12 protein-coding genes are annotated in these 16,931 nt (G+C 36.9%); 10 read left to right on the top strand and 2 right to left on the bottom strand.

Translation table 11 applies throughout. The features are described 5' to 3' along the window. The first annotated feature begins 367 nt into the window (after nucleotides 1–367). The 10 genes from cmk (at nucleotide 368) to JKA74_RS17905 (ending at nucleotide 13,927) form a co-directional block, all read left to right on the top strand. Nucleotides 368–1,057, top strand: coding sequence for a (d)CMP kinase (cmk, locus tag JKA74_RS17950; RefSeq protein ID WP_201432614.1), 690 nt, complete (start codon nucleotides 368–370; stop codon nucleotides 1,055–1,057). Nucleotide 1,058: 1 nt separating this feature from the next. Then, a complete protein-coding gene (locus JKA74_RS17945) occupies nucleotides 1,059–1,964 on the top strand; it encodes a 4-hydroxy-3-methylbut-2-enyl diphosphate reductase (RefSeq protein WP_201432662.1) in 906 nt (301 codons plus the stop codon). 118 nt (nucleotides 1,965–2,082) lie between these two features. Then, nucleotides 2,083–3,447, top strand: a complete 1,365-nt coding sequence (locus tag JKA74_RS17940) for a Na(+)-translocating NADH-quinone reductase subunit A (protein ID WP_201432613.1) — start codon at nucleotides 2,083–2,085, stop codon at nucleotides 3,445–3,447. Nucleotides 3,448–3,506: 59 nt separating this feature from the next. Continuing rightward, complete coding sequence (locus tag JKA74_RS17935; protein WP_201432612.1) at nucleotides 3,507–4,700, top strand: NADH:ubiquinone reductase (Na(+)-transporting) subunit B; 1,194 nt, start codon at nucleotides 3,507–3,509, stop codon at nucleotides 4,698–4,700. Next, nucleotides 4,687–5,436, top strand: coding sequence for an NADH:ubiquinone reductase (Na(+)-transporting) subunit C (nqrC, locus tag JKA74_RS17930; protein WP_201432611.1), 750 nt, complete (start codon nucleotides 4,687–4,689; stop codon nucleotides 5,434–5,436). Before JKA74_RS17935 ends, nqrC begins: the two co-directional genes overlap by 14 nt. Nucleotides 5,437–5,454: 18 nt before the next feature. Beyond that, on the top strand, nucleotides 5,455–6,141 hold the full coding sequence (locus tag JKA74_RS17925) for an NADH:ubiquinone reductase (Na(+)-transporting) subunit D (protein WP_201432610.1): 687 nt from the start codon (nucleotides 5,455–5,457) through the stop codon (nucleotides 6,139–6,141). A 19-nt stretch (nucleotides 6,142–6,160) separates the two neighbouring features. Then, entirely contained in the window at nucleotides 6,161–6,772 is a 612-nt protein-coding gene (nqrE, locus tag JKA74_RS17920) for an NADH:ubiquinone reductase (Na(+)-transporting) subunit E (RefSeq protein ID WP_201432609.1), read from the top strand. Between the two features lie 96 nt (nucleotides 6,773–6,868). Then, entirely contained in the window at nucleotides 6,869–7,435 is a 567-nt protein-coding gene (locus tag JKA74_RS17915; RefSeq protein ID WP_201432608.1) for a DUF502 domain-containing protein, read from the top strand. Between the two features lie 362 nt (nucleotides 7,436–7,797). Beyond that, complete coding sequence (locus JKA74_RS17910; protein WP_201432607.1) at nucleotides 7,798–11,025, top strand: UvrD-helicase domain-containing protein; 3,228 nt, start codon at nucleotides 7,798–7,800, stop codon at nucleotides 11,023–11,025. A gap of 79 nt (nucleotides 11,026–11,104) precedes the next feature. Then, a complete protein-coding gene (locus tag JKA74_RS17905) occupies nucleotides 11,105–13,927 on the top strand; it encodes a PD-(D/E)XK nuclease family protein (RefSeq protein WP_201432606.1) in 2,823 nt (940 codons plus the stop codon). 156 nt (nucleotides 13,928–14,083) lie between these two features. Here the strand turns inward: JKA74_RS17905 and JKA74_RS17900 are convergent, their stop codons facing one another. Next, a complete protein-coding gene (locus JKA74_RS17900; protein ID WP_201432605.1) occupies nucleotides 14,084–14,977 on the bottom strand; it encodes a DUF72 domain-containing protein in 894 nt (297 codons plus the stop codon). Nucleotides 14,978–15,067: 90 nt separating this feature from the next. Next, entirely contained in the window at nucleotides 15,068–16,735 is a 1,668-nt protein-coding gene (locus tag JKA74_RS17895) for a formate--tetrahydrofolate ligase (RefSeq protein ID WP_201432604.1), read from the bottom strand. Between the last annotated feature and the right edge of the window lie 196 nt (nucleotides 16,736–16,931).

Genomic DNA, 16,931 nt, shown 5'->3' with positions numbered 1-16,931 from the left:
ACTTGTCCTTCTTCTTTAATAGCAAACAATGTAGTAGAATATGTCAAAACTCTATGCGTTTTCTACATTCAACTTTACCTTGGTTAGCAGATGGATGGATCATTTTTTATGTATTTTCATTTATTTAATTCATTGAATAGCCCGTGGAAGTCATTCAGGAAATCTTATATTTGCATTTACAAAAGGAGAAATGATACTTGTTTTACAGCCATTTTTTTATAAGATACTATGAGCATTAAGCCATTGTCAAGAATATTACTTTTAGTTACACTGGTTTGTTTTTTATTTGCAAGCTGTGCAGGAAATAACGGAAGGAAAAGCATGCCAAAGCGAAAGCCACTGCCTTGTCCTGTTAAAGATTGTTAAAATGAAGAAAATAGTAATAGCTATTGACGGATTGTCAGCTTGCGGAAAAAGTAGTACGGCTAAAGAGGTCGCCAATAGGTTGGGATATAAATACATCGATTCCGGAGCTATGTATCGTGCTGTTACTTTATATTTTCTTAAACATTATATTAATCCTGTCAACCCTAAAGAGGTTCAAAGAGCGATGGACAGCATTGATATCTCTTTTGTTTTTAATGAGAAAATAGGTTTTAGCGAAACTTATTTAAATGGATTGAATGTTGAAAATGAGATTAGACAAATGCACGTTTCTCAAAAGGTAAGTGAAATAAGTGCCATTGGAGAAGTAAGAAAGGATTTAGTTCGACAACAGCGAAAACTAGGGAAGAAGAAAGGTGTAGTGATGGACGGAAGAGATATTGGGTCGAATGTTTTCCCTGATGCGGAATTAAAAATTTTCATGAATGCAGATATGGATATCCGTGCTGAAAGAAGACAGAAAGAACTATTGGAGAAGGGGGAATTGGTTGATTTGCCTACCATTGAAGAAAACCTGAAACAAAGAGATAAAATGGATTCCGAAAGGAAGGAAAACCCACTTATTGTGCCGGAAGATGCTGTTATCCTCAGTACTAATTTTTTAACTTTGGAAGAGCAGGTTGAATATGTTTTGCAACTGGCTACTGAAAAAATGATAGAACATAATGAGTAATATAAAAGTCACTATTGATCAGGATTCAGGATATTGTTTTGGTGTGGAATATGCAATTCGTATGGCCGAGGATGCCATGGCCGAGGATGGTGAACTATTCTGTTTAGGAGATATTGTTCATAATGACATGGAAGTGGAGCGTTTGAACAAAAAAGGGCTGCGTGTAATTGATCATGATGAATTGGAGAAACTTTCCAACTGCAAAGTATTAATTAGAGCACATGGAGAGCCTCCTGAAACATATAAAATAGCCGCTAAAAATAATATTGAATTAATAGATGCGAGTTGTCCCGTAGTGTTGAAACTGCAAAACAGGGTGAAGAATTCTTACGATAAAATGCAGTCTGGCAAGGGGCAGGTAGTAATATATGGAAAGAAAGGCCATGCAGAAGTAAAAGGGCTTACCGGTCAGACAAATGGTGATGCAATCATTGTAATGGAAGATACAGACCTGGATAAAATAGACTTTAAAAGACCGATTACATTGTTCAGCCAAACCACCAAAAGTACTGTTGGTTTTTATAGATTAAAGGGTATTATTGAGGATAATATCAAAAAAGCGCAAGATGAATCTGTTGCTTCTGCTACGGAGTTTTATGCCAATGACAGCATTTGCAGACAGGTTTCCAATAGAGAACCCAGACTTACCAAATTTTCCCGGGAACATGATGTAGTATTGTTTGTAAGTGGAAAGAAAAGCTCCAATGGAAAAGCATTGTATCAGGTTTGCAAACAAAATAACCCTGAAAGTTATTTCATAGAGAATGAAAGCGAAATTGACAGAAGCTGGCTTTTAAACAAAAAAACAGTTGGTATTTGTGGCGCAACTTCCACTCCTATGTGGCTGATGGAGGATGTGAAAAAGGCTGTTGAAAATGCTGATCTTCAATTGGCAGAGGAGAGTTAAAAGTATAGTTTTAGGTTTAATTTATCCTTGAGTAATAATCCGTAAAAACGTTTTTATTAGTGAAAAAATTATTAATTTTGCCACGATTTCAAATAAGAGTTCATTCGTAAACAAAGACATGTCTCAAACCATTAAATTAAAAAAAGGCTTCGATATTAATTTAGCAGGTAAAGCTGCTAAGGTTGTTTCAGATGCTCCTAAGCCTGAAACCTTTGCCATTAAGCCAACTGATTTTCCAAGTATAACCCGTCCTAAACTGCTGGTTGAGCAAGGTGATAAGGTAAAAGCGGGTACACCACTTCTTTACGATAAAATGGCAGACAATATTTTATATTGTTCCCCGGTGAGTGGTGAAATTGCTGAGATCAACAGAGGTGATAAAAGAAAATTACTTGAAATAAGGATTCTCGCTGATACGGAAAATCAGTATGAAACTTTTGAAAAATTCAGTTCATCTGATTTAAAAGGGTTATCTAAAGAAGATGCTATAAATCAAATGCTGAAAAGTGGGGTTTGGGCAAATATTATCCAAAGACCTTATGGAATAGTAGCCAATCCTGAAGATAAGCCAAAAGCCATTTTTATTTCTGCTTTTGATACCCACCCTTTGTCGCCTGATTATAATTTTATATATAAAGATCAGGATGAAGCTTTTCAGACAGGTCTGAATATTCTGAAAAAATTAACAACTGGAAAAGTACATTTAAATATTTCTGCAGATAATGAGGTAGCCAGAATGTTCTCTCAGGCAGAAGGAGTTCAAATTAACCAGTTTTCAGGGAAACATCCGGCAGGAAATGTTGGAGTGCAAATTCATCATTTGGATCCTATTAATAAATCTGATGTTGCCTGGACAGTAAAGCCATACGGGGTTATCCAAATTGGTAAGTTGTTTTTGGAGGGTAAATATGATGCTTCAAAAATTGTGGCACTTACTGGTTCGGAAGTGAAAGAACCAAAATACTATAAAACTTTTACAGGCGCTTCTATAAAAAATATCATTAAGGATAACATTAAGGAAGGTCATGTGAGATATATCACGGGAAATCCTTTAACAGGGGAAAAGATTAGTGATACTGGCTATTTAGGCTTTTACGATGAACAAATTACCGTTGTACCGGAAGGTGATTTCGAAGAATTGTTAGGTTGGATCAAGCCAACTACTTCCAAGCTAAGTTTCTACCGTGCAATTGGACTTCTTTCATTTCTAAATAAGAAAAAAGAATACGTTTTAAATACCAACACAAACGGAGAAGAAAGAGCCTTTGTTTTAACTGGTAGGTTTGAAGAAGTGCTTCCAATGGATATTCTTCCAATGTATCTTTTTAAAGCTATTATGGCTGAAGACTTTGATGAAATGGAGGCCTTAGGTATTTTCGAATTAGTTGAAGAGGATGTCGCGCTTTGTGAGTTTATAGATACTTCCAAACATGAACTCCAGATGATTTTAAGAAAAGGAATCAATTTAATGATTAATGGATAATACCGATGATTAAACTGCTCATTGCATGTTTAACGTCCTTTAAAATTATATAATATAATATGAATCCAATACAGAAATTCTTCGATAAAATTGAACCTCTTTTTGAAAAAGGGGGGAAATACGAGAAATATTATACCTTATACGAAGGTCATAGAACCATTTTGTTCAGACCAAAATTAGTTACCCCTTCAAAGGGAGTGCAAATTCGTGATGCAAATGACCTGAAAAGAACAATGATCACGGTAGTGATCGCAATGATCCCTTGTTTGCTTTTTGGTATATGGAATATAGGGCACCAACATTTTCTGGCTATAGGTGAAACAGCTACTTTTATGCAAAAAGTGGGCATAGGAGCTATTCAAGCTTTACCTATTGTAATAGTTTCCTATGCAGTAGGCTTGGGAACTGAATTTGCTATATGTGTTATTCGTAATCACCCTGTAAATGAGGGTTATTTGGTGACGGGTATGTTAATTGCTTTAATTATGCCTCCTTTTATTCCATTATGGCAAGTGGCTTTGGCTACAGTTTTTGCTGTAATTATTGCTAAAGAAGTTTTTGGTGGTACAGGAATGAATATATTGAATATAGCATTAACAGCCAGAGCATTTTTATATTTTGCTTATCCTACTGATATATCAGGTAGTGTTTGGACTTATATTGGTGATGCTACTCCTGTTGATGGATATACTGGCGCAACAGCTTTGGCTATTGCTTATGACACCGCTTTAGCGGGTACAGGAACTGTATTAGAAGCATTTTCAAATTTTTGGGCAGAAGGAATGTTTTCTTTCCAAAACATGTTCCTGGGAGCCATACCGGGTTCAATTGGCGAAACCTCTACTCTTTGTGTATTAATAGGGGCGTTGATATTAATTATTACAGGTGTTGGAAGCTGGAAAATTGTATTGAGTGTGTTTCTAGGTGCATGGTTAATGGGGTTAGGATTTAACGCAATTGGTTATAATGCATTCATGGACTTGCCTGCTCATTATCACCTGGTAATGGGAGGACTTGCTTTTGGTGCAGTATTCATGGCAACAGACCCAGTATCAGCAGCGCATACCGAAACAGGTAAGTGGATTTATGGGATTCTAATTGGTGTATTAACTGTAATTATCAGGGTAGTAAACCCTGCATATCCTGAAGGGATTATGTTGGCTATCCTATTAATGAATGTATTTGCACCATTAATAGATCATTATGTTGTTCAATCAAATAAAAACAGGAGGTTAAAACGTGCGACAGTCTAATTATTATGTGATATTATTTTCCGTCATCTTAACAGTTGTTCTTGGCGGACTTTTAGCGGCTACATCCGAGGGATTAGCCCCACAACAAAAGAAATCAGTAGAGCTGGATACTAAAAAGCAAATTTTAGGTGCAGTAATGGATATAGATGATAAAGACTTTGATGTTCTTGAAGTTTATGATAGGGTAATCAAATCTGAAGTTGTTGATTTTGAAGGTAATGTTGTAACTGAAGACAGTGAAGGAAATGCCATTGTTGCAGAAGATGTGAACGTTGAAAAGCAATTTAAAAAATCCCCTGAAGAAAGGCTTTATCCTGTTTTTAAATATTTTGGAGAAAATGCAGGGGATGAAGTGGAGTCTTATATTTTACCTGTGTATGGCAACGGACTTTGGGATAATATCTGGGGTTTTATAGCTTTGGATACTCAGGGAAAGGAAATAAAAGGAGCTAAATTTGGTCACGCTGGGGAAACTCCCGGTCTAGGGGCCAGAATCACTGAGAGCGAAGTTCAGGAACGTTATAAAGGAAAAGAATTGTATAACGAACAAGGCGAACTTGTTTCAGTTCAAATGTTGAAAGGAGAAAATAATCCGGAAAGCAAGCTTGATGAGCACCATATAGATGGAATGTCGGGAGCTACTATTACCGGAACTGGAGTGAATGAAATGTTGAAGAAATATTTCAAATACTATCAGCCGTACTTTAACAAGCAGGGTGCAACAGCCACTCTTTAATATTTTGATATTTTAATTATGAGTACAGAAACTGTAGAAAAACCGATTAAAAAAGAGTCTGAGGCTTTATTATCAAAAAGAAGAAAGAGCCTTGTTTCAGACCCTTTAAATGATGATAACCCTATCACTATACAAGTGTTGGGTATATGTTCGGCATTAGCTGTTACTACACAAATGAAACCAACAATGGTAATGTCCATTGCTGTGATTTTTGTAATAGTGTTTTCCAACCTTTCCATTTCGGCTATGCGAAAATTAATACCGGGAAGGGTAAGGATAATAGTTCAACTAGCAGTAATTGCTACCTTGGTAACATTAGTAAATGAAGTATTGAAGGCTTATGCTTTTGATATGTATAAAGAACTCAGTGTGTTTGTGGGTTTGATCATTACCAACTGTATTATTATGGGCCGACTTGAGGCCTTTGCTTCGGGAAATAAACCTTACGATTCAATCCTTGACGGACTTGGTAGTGGACTTGGCTATGCCTGGGTTATATTAGCTGTTGCCTTCTTTAGGGAATTGTTTGGTTCAGGTGCCATCTTTGGGTATAAAGTATTCGAAGCTATTGGTTTTTCATCTGAAGGATGGGTAGGTTTTGACTACCAGGCTAATGGTATCATGGTTACTCCTGTTGGAGCCTTTTTCGTCTTAGGACTGATTATATGGGTTCAGAGGAACAAGACTGGTTACGTAGAAAATTAATCGCTAAAATATTTTAAAAATGGATTTAGTAAATTTAGGAATCAAAGCAATTTTTATTGAGAACATGGTTTTCGCCTACTTTTTGGGCATGTGTTCTTTTTTAGCGGTATCCAAAAAAGTAAGCACAGCTTTCGGATTAGGATTGGCAGTAATTTTCGTTTTAACCATTACAGTTCCTGTAAACTGGTTATTGCAAGAATATGTATTAAACGAAGGGGCTTTAGCCTGGATTAATCCCTCATTAGCAGAGGTTGATTTAAGCTTTTTGAGCTTTATCATGTTTATTGCAGTTATTGCTTCTATGGTGCAATTAGTGGAAATGGTTATTGAGAAATTCTCTCCGGCACTGTATGGGTCATTGGGTATTTTCTTGCCATTGATTGCTGTGAACTGCGCCATATTAGGATCTTCCCTTTTTATGGCTCAAAGAGAATATAATTTAGCAGAATCTGCTGTGTACGGTTTTGCTTCTGGTATTGGTTGGTTTCTTGCTATCATTGCATTAGCTGCAATACGTGAGAGATTAAAATATTCAAATGTCCCTGATGGATTAAAAGGGCTGGGTATTACTATGTTAATTACTGGTTTAATGGGAATAGCTTTCATGTCTTTTATGGGGATTTCCATTTAATTGACTAATGATTTTAAAATATATTTAGAGCCCTGATGTAGTGCATCAGGGCTTTTTTCGTTTTTAATTCTCTTTTTGTCACTTCATTTTACTTGTATGAAAAATTCTTTCTTTAATAAAGCATTGTCCTATTTTTTTAGAGGAGTATTATTTGTAGCTCCTATTGCTTTTACTATAATGGTAATCCAGGTGGTTTTTATATGGGTAGATGGTTTATTGCCATTTAACATACCCGGGCTGGGAGTGATTATCCTTATATCAGGTATTATTGGAGTTGGATACCTTGCCTCCACTTATTTTATGAAGCCTTTTATTGAGCTTTTTGACCAATTCATCAATAAAGTCCCTCTATTAAGTCTTATTTATAATTCTATTAAAGATCTTATTGGTGCCTTTGTAGGGGATAAACGAAAATTCAATAAGCCGGTAATGGTACAGTTTGATGGTCTTGGCAAAATCATGAAACCTGGCTTTATTACTCAAGACGATTTAGCTGGTATCAATTTACCAGGCTATTGTTCAGTATACTTACCACATTCCTATAATTTCTCAGGAAACATTTTAATTGTTGCCAATGAACTGGTTCAACCGTGGGATGTAAATGGTACCACAGCCATGAAATTTATAGTTTCAGGAGGTGTAACCGGGATAGAAGATATGTAAGATTTTGAGGTGAATTACTACATTAAATATTTAAATTAGCCCCTCATATAGAATTAATTTGATAATAATTATTTCTTATTTATGAAAATGAAATAATTTCTTATTTTGTTGAGGATTTATCGGATGTATGATATTATATTTGTTTTTCAATAAATAAAACATGCCTAATTCTACAAAGTTGAAACTGAATAAATCTTTCTTTTCTACTTTTTCTTTTAACAGATCAAGAGAGAATAAAATATCCGCTATAATTATCGGAGTGCAATCAATTGTGGCCTTTACAATTATTTTATATCACATCTTTTAATACCTAATACCCCTACTAATTTTTTATTTACCCCCGGAATAATTAATTTCCCTACATGGGAAAAAAGTCTTTTACTGTATATAAATCTTCAGCCGGTTCCGGTAAAACATTCACCCTTACCCGGGAATATCTTAAGCTGGCACTTATATCTCCCGAACATTTCAAAAAAATACTCGCAGTAACCTTTACCAATAAAGCTACTCAGGAAATGAAGGAAAGGATTGTTCAAAATCTTTTTCAATTCAGTAGTGGAAATGTTGCTGGCATGGGTGACCAACTTATGGCTCTTTTAAATTTAGAGGCACGGCAGTTGCAAACAGCTGCCAATAATCTTTTGGTAGCTATTCTTCATAATTATAGCCGTTTTTCTGTACAAACCATTGATAGGTTTTTTCAAAATGTCATGCGATCATTTGCCAGGGAGTTAAGTTTGCAAGGAGATGGTGAATTGCTACTCAATACGGATGAGGTACGTAACGCAGTTGTTGATTTATTGATGGAAGATTTAAGTCATAATCAACCTCTGAGAGATTGGCTCCTAGAATTCTCTATTGATAAGCTTGAGCAAAAAGGTAAATGGGACGTGCGAAGGGATGTGATTTCTTTTACAAAAGAGTTGATGTCCGATGACTTTAAGGTAAAGGAAAAAGCTTTAGGTGAATCCATTAATAACACTGAAAAACTCAAGTCCTTCAAATCCAGATTGTACAGCATTACCAGTCAATTTGAGGATGATCTGGATGAAATAGGAAAAGAGGCTATACGATTAATTGAAAGTAGAGGATTGACCATTCTCGACTTTAGCTATGGTGCTAGTTCTGCCCCTAATTTCTTTAATAAAATTCAGAAAGACTGCAGGGATTTCGAAATCAAAGCACGGGTTATTGCTGCAATTGATAGCGGTGGAGAAAAATTAGCCGCTAAATCCTCTAAACGGAAAGATGAGATTTTTCAATTGGCACAGGATGGTTTATTAGATTATTTCCAGAATGCTATCGACTATATTGAATTTAATCAGAAAGCATATATTTCCGCCCAAAACATCCTTAAGAATATTTATTTACTTGGAATAAGCTGGCATTTTAATGAACGCATGCAAGATTATAAACAGGAGGAAGGGATTCAGTTTTTATCAGATACTACTCAATTCTTAAATGAAATTATAGGTTCGGATCCTTCGGAAAGCCCTTTTGTGTATGAAAAAATGGGCAGTTTCTACGATCATTTCCTAATGGATGAATTTCAGGACACTTCCACCTTGCAATGGCAGAACTTTAAACCATTAATAGAAAATTCTTTGGCAGAGGGCAATGAGAATCTGGTGGTAGGGGATATTAAGCAATCTATTTACCGCTGGCGCGGGGGTGACTGGCGTTTGTTACTCAAAGGGCTGAGGGAAGATATTCCATCACATTTTTATGAGGAGCAATCGCTGGTACATAATTACCGAAGTAAGCCTAATGTAATTGATTTTAATAACCAGCTTTTTCAACAATTGCCGGGCCTTGTAAAGGAATATGCACTGACAAGAAGTTCTAATTCCTTTACAATGGAAGTAGAAAACCTGCTAGATGACCTGGCCATGGCTTATGATGATGTAGCACAGAAAAAACAAAACTCCTATCCTTACAGTGGTTATGTAGCGCTACGATTCTTTGAAGAGGAGGAAAACGAGATGGGGGAGAAAATATCCTGGAGAGAGCCTGCTTTGTATCAATTTGTACAGGATATAGAACAACTACAAGACGCAGGTATTAAGTTGCAGGATGTGGGTATATTGATCAGATCAAAAAAGGAAGGAATAGAAATACAGGATTTCCTGGAGATGTATCAACTGGAACAGCCTGAAAAGGCGCGAAAGTATCAATATAATGTGATTTCTGATGAAACACTTTTGCTAAATAGTGCACATATTGTCAATTTTCTATTAAACTGTTTTCGATACTTATATACAGAGGATAACATCTCCCTGGCGCAGATTAAATTCTATTATCAAAAAATAATCGGCAGAGAGGACTTGACCGTGCATGAAATTGTAAAGGTGGATAGCGGGGAAATGCACCTGCCTGAGCAATTTATTGAAACGAAAAAGCAATTGTTGAGTCTCAACCTTTTGGAGATGAGCGAGCGCCTTATTCAGATTTTTCAGCTAAAGAATATTCATCAGGAAAAAGCCTATTTATCTGCTTTTCAGGATGTGCTATTGGATTTCGGAAATAAGGGAGGTATTCCGGATTTTATGGAATGGTGGGAACAGAATCAGGGGTCTTATGCCATTAAATTACAAGCCGGAGAAAATGCAGCCCGTATGATGACTATTCATAAAGCCAAAGGGTTAGAGTTTAAAGTTTGTATGGTTCCTCTACTTGATTGGTCAATTACACATCATGCTACCATAGCACCTACCTTGTGGGTGAACACTGAAAATACACAATTCGCAGAAGTTCCTTATTTACCCATTAAGCATAATGCCTCATTAAAGAATTCTGTTTTCGCTCTTGATTATTGGGAGGAAGAAGTTAAAAGCTTTTTGGATAATATGAACTTATTGTATGTAGCACTTACCAGGGCTGGAGATGCTTTGTTAGTAAATACAACTGCTAAATCAAGTGCGCAATATATTTCATGTTTGCTTAAAAAGTATGCAGAGCAACAAACAGATTTTTGGAATGAAGAAAGCCAAAGCTTAGTGATGGGAGACAAGGCTGATTTTATTCAAATGGGCAAAGAAGGTAAAGATGTTGACGAAGCTGATCAGCTGAAAACAGTTGATTTGAGATATTATGAAAGCCACCAATGGCAGGAGAAGTTACAGATAAAGCAATCCCATGTACTGAAAGTGGAAGAAGGGCTTTCAAAAACCGACATAGGGATTCAAGTCCATAATATTTTTTCTAAATTAAATCAGGTGGAGGAATTGCCTGTTTTGCTACGAAAGCTGGAAGCAGAAGAAATGATGAGCAGTGAAGATTATCAAAGGGTGGTACAATTGGTAGAAGGTAATTTACAAAAAGAAAGCCCCTTATTGGAATGGTTTAAAACGGATTGGCAAGTGAAAACAGAAGTCCCGGTTTTATTAACAGATGGTTCTCTCATTCGATTGGATAGGGTGTTGGTAAAAGGAAGTGAAGCCAAAATACTGGATTTTAAAACAGGACTCAAAGATGAGAAACATGCACGACAAGTTCGTTTTTACCAAAAAAGCCTGAAAAAGATGGGATATGAGAAAGTAACAGCCCATATAGCTTATCTAGACCCTTTGGAAATAGTGGAAGCGGTTTAGTTTAATTATAGGAAACTGCCGTATTCTACTTTACAAAATAAGAGAAAACCCCAACACAATTAAAGAGATCTACAATAAGATGACCCATACATTTCTAGAAGAAATAGCCCATAAATTATATGCTGACTTAGGTGAAAGTATAGCTGATTGGCAGATCATTTTCCCGAACAGGCGTGCAGGCTTGTTTTTTAACAGGGCATTGAGGAAATTGATCAACAAACCCATCTGGGCTCCAGAAGTGATGTCCATAGAAGATTTTGTGAAGCAACAGAGTGATTTTGCTGTTCCTGACCAGTTGAGCCTTGTATTTTCGCTTCATGAGGTGTTCCAAAAGCATGCTCCTTTCAAGGAGAATTTTGAGCAGTTTTATTTTTGGGGAGATTTGCTGGTAAAGGATTTTAACGATGTGGATCATTACATGGCTGATGCCAGGCCCCTTTTTGCTAATCTGTCAGAATGGAAGCAAATGGCTAATACTGACTTTTTACTCCCTGAGCAGATTGCATTGATTGAGCGTTTCTGGAAAAGTTTTGAGGCTAAGCCTAAAGCTGCTCAGGAGAAGTTTCGTAGGAATTGGGATATCTTGTTTCCTGTTTACAAAGATTTTAAAGCCAGGCTTTTATCGGAGAATAAAGCCTATAATGGGATGCTTTATCGGGAGTATACAGAGAGGTTGAAAGCCGGAAAAGTGATGATCACCGGAAAACTGGTTTTTGCAGGTTTTAATGCTCTTACTAAAACAGAGGAGGTTATTATTTCAGAAGCGGTGAAGCAAGGTGCAAAAGTTTTTTGGGATATAGATGCCTATTATGCAGCCCCGGAACAAACCAGTCAGGAAGCCGGGAATTTCTTTAGGGAATACAAAAAGCAATCTGTTTTAGCTAATACATTTCCTAAGGAGATGCCTGATCGAATTATAAAAGAGAGTCCTCAAATTTATGTGACCGAAGTAAAGGGGAATATAGCTCAGGCCAAATTCCTGGGGCAATTGCTTCAGGGAGAAGCACTTGATTTGCCTGAAAAAACCGCCATCATATTAGGAGATGAAAGTTTGCTTTTTCCGGTGCTCTATGCGCTCCCCAAAGAAGTACAGAAAGTGAATGTTACGATGGGTTATCCTTTGCGCTTTGCATCCATTTATCAACTCATGCATGCCTGTCTTCAGTTGCAGAAAAATAAAAGGGGAGAGAAATTTCAACTTAGTTTTAATCATCGGGATGTTCTAAAGATTTTGAAGCATCCTTTTGTGGGGAATATTTTGAAAGAGGCCGTAAGGTATAACATTGATCATATAGAGAAACAAAATATGATCAGAGTTGGACTGAGCGATTTGAAAGCTTCTGAGCACCTACTTAACCAATTGATTTTTAAAGATGCTTCAGATAATTATTTTAGTTATCTGAAGCAGGTTCTACAATATGTGCACGAGGAAAAACTGGAAGCAACAGAGCAGGAATTTATTTCCGAAATTTATAAACACATACAACAATTAGAGAAAATTGTAGAGCAGTTTCGACTGGAATTGGATATCAACGCTTTCATCCGGCTGTTTAACAGGATTATCCAATCATTACGTGTGCCATTCTCCGGGGAACCATTAGAAGGGCTACAAATTATGGGTGTGCTGGAATCTCGCAATCTGGATTTTGAAAATGTTTACTTCCTTAGTATGAGTGAGGACAACTTTCCGGGAGGAGCCAATACACAATCTTTTATTCCTTACAACATTCGCAAAGCTTATGGGCTTCCTACACTGGAACAGCGGGATGCCATTTATGCTTATTTATTCTATCGACTATTGCAGCGCAGTAAAAAATTGCATTTAATGTATAATAGCGACAACAGTGGAGGAAAAGGAGGGGAGCCAAGTCGTTACCTATTACAACTAAAGTATGAGTTGGGGGTGAAAACCAGGAATGTGCATCAACAAATGCTTAACCAGAATCCTCAAGCGGCTACAGCGGTACCCATTCTGATTGAAAAAGACGATAGCATTTGGAAGATATTAAATGAATATTGCCAGCCTGGTAAACGTAAATTGTCTGCTTCGGCTTTAAAGACTTATTTCAATTGTCGTTTGCAGTTTTACTTCCGGTATATTGCCGGTTTGAAAGAAAAAGAGGAAGTAAGTGAGGAGCTTGATGCAGCTGATTTCGGTAATATTCTGCATCATGTGATGGAGGATTTGTACAAACCATTGCTTGGAAAGAAATTGTCTACTGATGAAATAACCGGGCTTAAGAAAAACTCTTTGGCCCTGATTGAAAAGGAGTTTCATGAATTGTATGGCAAAGAAGGTGAGAAGTTTGATTTTGAAGGCCGTAATATCATCATTCGGGATGTTGTAAAGCGCATGGTAGATCGGATTTTGGATTATGACGCCCGAATAGCCCCTTTTACTGTTCTGGAAGTAGAAGAAGATGGGAAATATATAGTAGAGTTTCCATTGGCAGATAACTTGTCTGTTTTTCTATATGGTACAATTGACCGGTTGGATCAATTAGGAGAAAGCATTCGGGTGATTGATTACAAATCCGGAGGAGATGAAGTAAAATTCCCGGATGTCCCCAGCTTGTTTGATCGTGATCACCCTAAACGCAACGGAGCAGCCATGCAGACATTGATGTACGCCTATCTTTACCTGAAGAAATCAGGAATGCCGGAAGGTAAATCATTGGTTCCCGGCTTGTACAATGGCAAAGGGTTGTTTACCACAGATTTTTCAGAGAAGCTCAAAATGGGAAAGGATGAACTGACCAATGCCTTACCTTTAATGGATGAATTTGAAGAGGGATTACAAGCTGTATTAATCGAGCTTTTTGCCAGTCCACAGCCCTTTGACCAAACCGACAAAATTGAAAATTGCCAATATTGTGAGTTCAGGACTATTTGTAATAGGTGAAAATGAAACTTATTCAAATTAGACTGGCTATTGATTCGGATGCTTTGGGTATCAAAAACTAAGTGTTTCTTTTCATTTTGCTCTATGGATTTCTCGCAAATTGCCCTTCATCTATGGAGGCATAATGTCAATAATTATATTGGAAGAACATATTAATTAGTATTTCTTTTCTCCAAACAAATCCTCGGGAAGGGAGGGTGGCTTTAGCTCACTGCCGATTGCCTTATTTAATTTTTCGATAAAATAAGCAGAAAGGTAAGGGGAGGCTTTTTCCAAGTTCTGATGCACGAAAAAATAAAGTTTCTGGAGCCCTTGTGTTTTCCATTCTTTAATTCTTTCAATCCAATCATCCAGTCTTTGATAATCACTTTCATGATTGGCACCCACGTAGCGAACAAAAGCAACAGTTGAAGTCAATCTCATATGCAGTAAATCTCGTCTACCAGCTGTGTCAGCAATGATATTTGTCACATTATAGTGTTCAAAAAGATCGTAAATCCATTCTGCTTCACCATCTTCATTAAACCATGCAGTATTCCTGAGTTCTACGGCCAATGGAAGGTCAGCGTGCCAAAGTTTGAGAAAGTCCTCCAGTCTGTCTTTATTTTTAGGACCGAAGTTATCATGCAACTGAAGAAATGCCATGCCCAGCTTCTTATCAAAGCTTCTGATATTATTGCAAAATTCTTCCAAGGGCAATTCAACCTGATTAAGCCTTTTGATATGGCTGATGTAGTTATTTACTTTCGGGAAAAAACGAAAATCATCAGGTACTTTTTCTGTCCATTTTTGAATTTGCTCAGGGCCATAATTATTATAAAATGTGGCATTTAATTCGATGGAGTTGAACTGCTGGCTATAATAGGCCAGTTCATCTTTGGTGCCTCTGGGATAGAAAGCTTTGAGATCCTGCTTGTTCCATTTAGCACAACCCACGTAAATTTCATCCAGGCTTCCGCCCTTTTGCTTTAATACTTTTTCAGTATCCGGATGATTTTGAGGTAAGTTGAAATCTATGTCTTCAGGATTTTCTACGCTGCCAAATTTCATATTAATAAACTTTTATTGTTGTAAACGAAAATACTTTTAAGAATGCTAATTATAAACAAAATAATACCGATGTGTTATTAATAAAACGATTTAAAATAAACCGCTTACATTTCCACTAGCATCCATTTTAATTTTTGTGGAGGAAGGGTTCTCCGGCAAACCGGGCATGCGCAATATATTTCCAGCTATTGGAACTATAAAACCTGCTCCGGCAGCAATTTCGAACTCCCGTACATCAATAGTAAAGCCTGTTGGCCTGCCTGTTAACTTTTCATTGTCGCTTAAACTTTTTTGTGTTTTAGCCATACAAATAGGTAAATTGTTAAAACCTAAATCATTGAAGCGTTTTAACTGGTTTTTAGCTTTTGGAGTTAATGATACGCCTTCAGCACCATAAATAGTGGTGGCTACTTTGTGCATTTTGCTTAATATATCGTCATCTAAATCATAAGTAGGTTTAAATTGTTGGGAGCAATTTTCCGCGGCTATAACTACTTTTTCCGCTAATTCTGTACAACCTTTTCCACCTTTAGACCATCCATCACTAAAGGACACGGCTACTCCTTTTCGATCACAGTAATTAATTAAAAAATCGGTCTCTGCTTTTGTATCTGTGGTAAAGGCATTAACAGCCACCACCATAGGCAAACCGAAGCTTTGAATACTTTCAATATGTTTTTCAAGATTAGGAATTCCTTTTTCAAGTGCATCTAAATCCTCACTGGTCAATTCGGATAGATTTTGCCCACCATGGTATTTTAAAGCGCGAATGGTAGCTACTATCACAACAGCTTTAGGTGAAATTCCTGCTTCTCGACATTTGATGTTTAGAAATTTTTCAGCACCTAAATCGGCACCAAACCCTGCTTCTGTTACAACATAATCTCCGAGGCTTAAACCTGTTTTTGTAGCAAGAATACTATTGGTTCCTTGTGCTATATTGGCAAAAGGGCCGCCATGCAAAATAGCCGGATTACCCTCTAAAGTTTGTACCAGATTGGGTTTAATAGCATCTTTTAACAACACAGCCATTGCGCCTTCTGCATTTAAATCCCTTGCAAATACTGCTTTCCCTTCAAAAGTATCTCCGATATAGATATTGCCCAAGCGTTTCAGTAAGTTCTCCATACTGCTACTCATACATAAAATAGCCATAACTTCACTGGCGGCAGTAATATTAAATCCTGTTTCGCGTGGAATCCCACCTGTTTTTCCGCCAAGTCCGGAAATTATATTTCTTAAACTCCGGTCATTCATGTCCATTACACGCTTCCATAATACAGTACGAGGGTCAATGTCCAAATTATTGGTTTTGCTTTGGATATTATTGTCAATTAGAGCGGCCAAGAGGTTATTGGCTTTTTCAATGGCATTAAAATCTCCTGTAAAGTGTAAATTAATATCTTCCATAGGGATAACCTGGCTACGACCACCACCAGCAGCCCCTCCTTTTATTCCAAAAACTGGTCCCAGGCTAGGTTCTCGCAAAACAGTAATAGCTTTTTTTCCTATCAGGTTAAGTCCATCTGCCAGCCCTATTGAAACTGTCGTTTTTCCTTCTCCTGGAGGTGTAGGCGTAATGGCTGTGACTAGAATAAGTTTTCCTTCCTGTACTTTCTGTTCATCGATTAACGAAAGTGGTAGTTTTGCTTTTTTAGGGCCGTAATACTCAAGCAACTCTTCAGCTATGCCAATTTTTTCAGCTATTTCACGTATATGTTGGGATTGGGTTCTTTGGGCAATTTCTATATCTGACATGAAATATTGTTTTTTGATCTTTTGATGATCTTTTTTCGGAAGTAATATTAGTAAAATATTATGTATTCGTAATACTTTGATTGGCTAAAGTAGAGTTGAAAAAACTGATTAATACCTGTAGGTATCAGGAAACTTATCAACTAATAATAGTCTTCATTTATCCAATTCTGACACAAGAAGTTTGTGCCATGAAGGT

Source organism: Marivirga aurantiaca (genome assembly GCF_016679925.1).
Lineage (GTDB): Bacteria > Bacteroidota > Bacteroidia > Cytophagales > Cyclobacteriaceae > Marivirga > Marivirga aurantiaca.
Note: the sequence above shows the minus strand (reverse complement) of the source record. Positions and strands in the feature narration are given on the sequence as shown.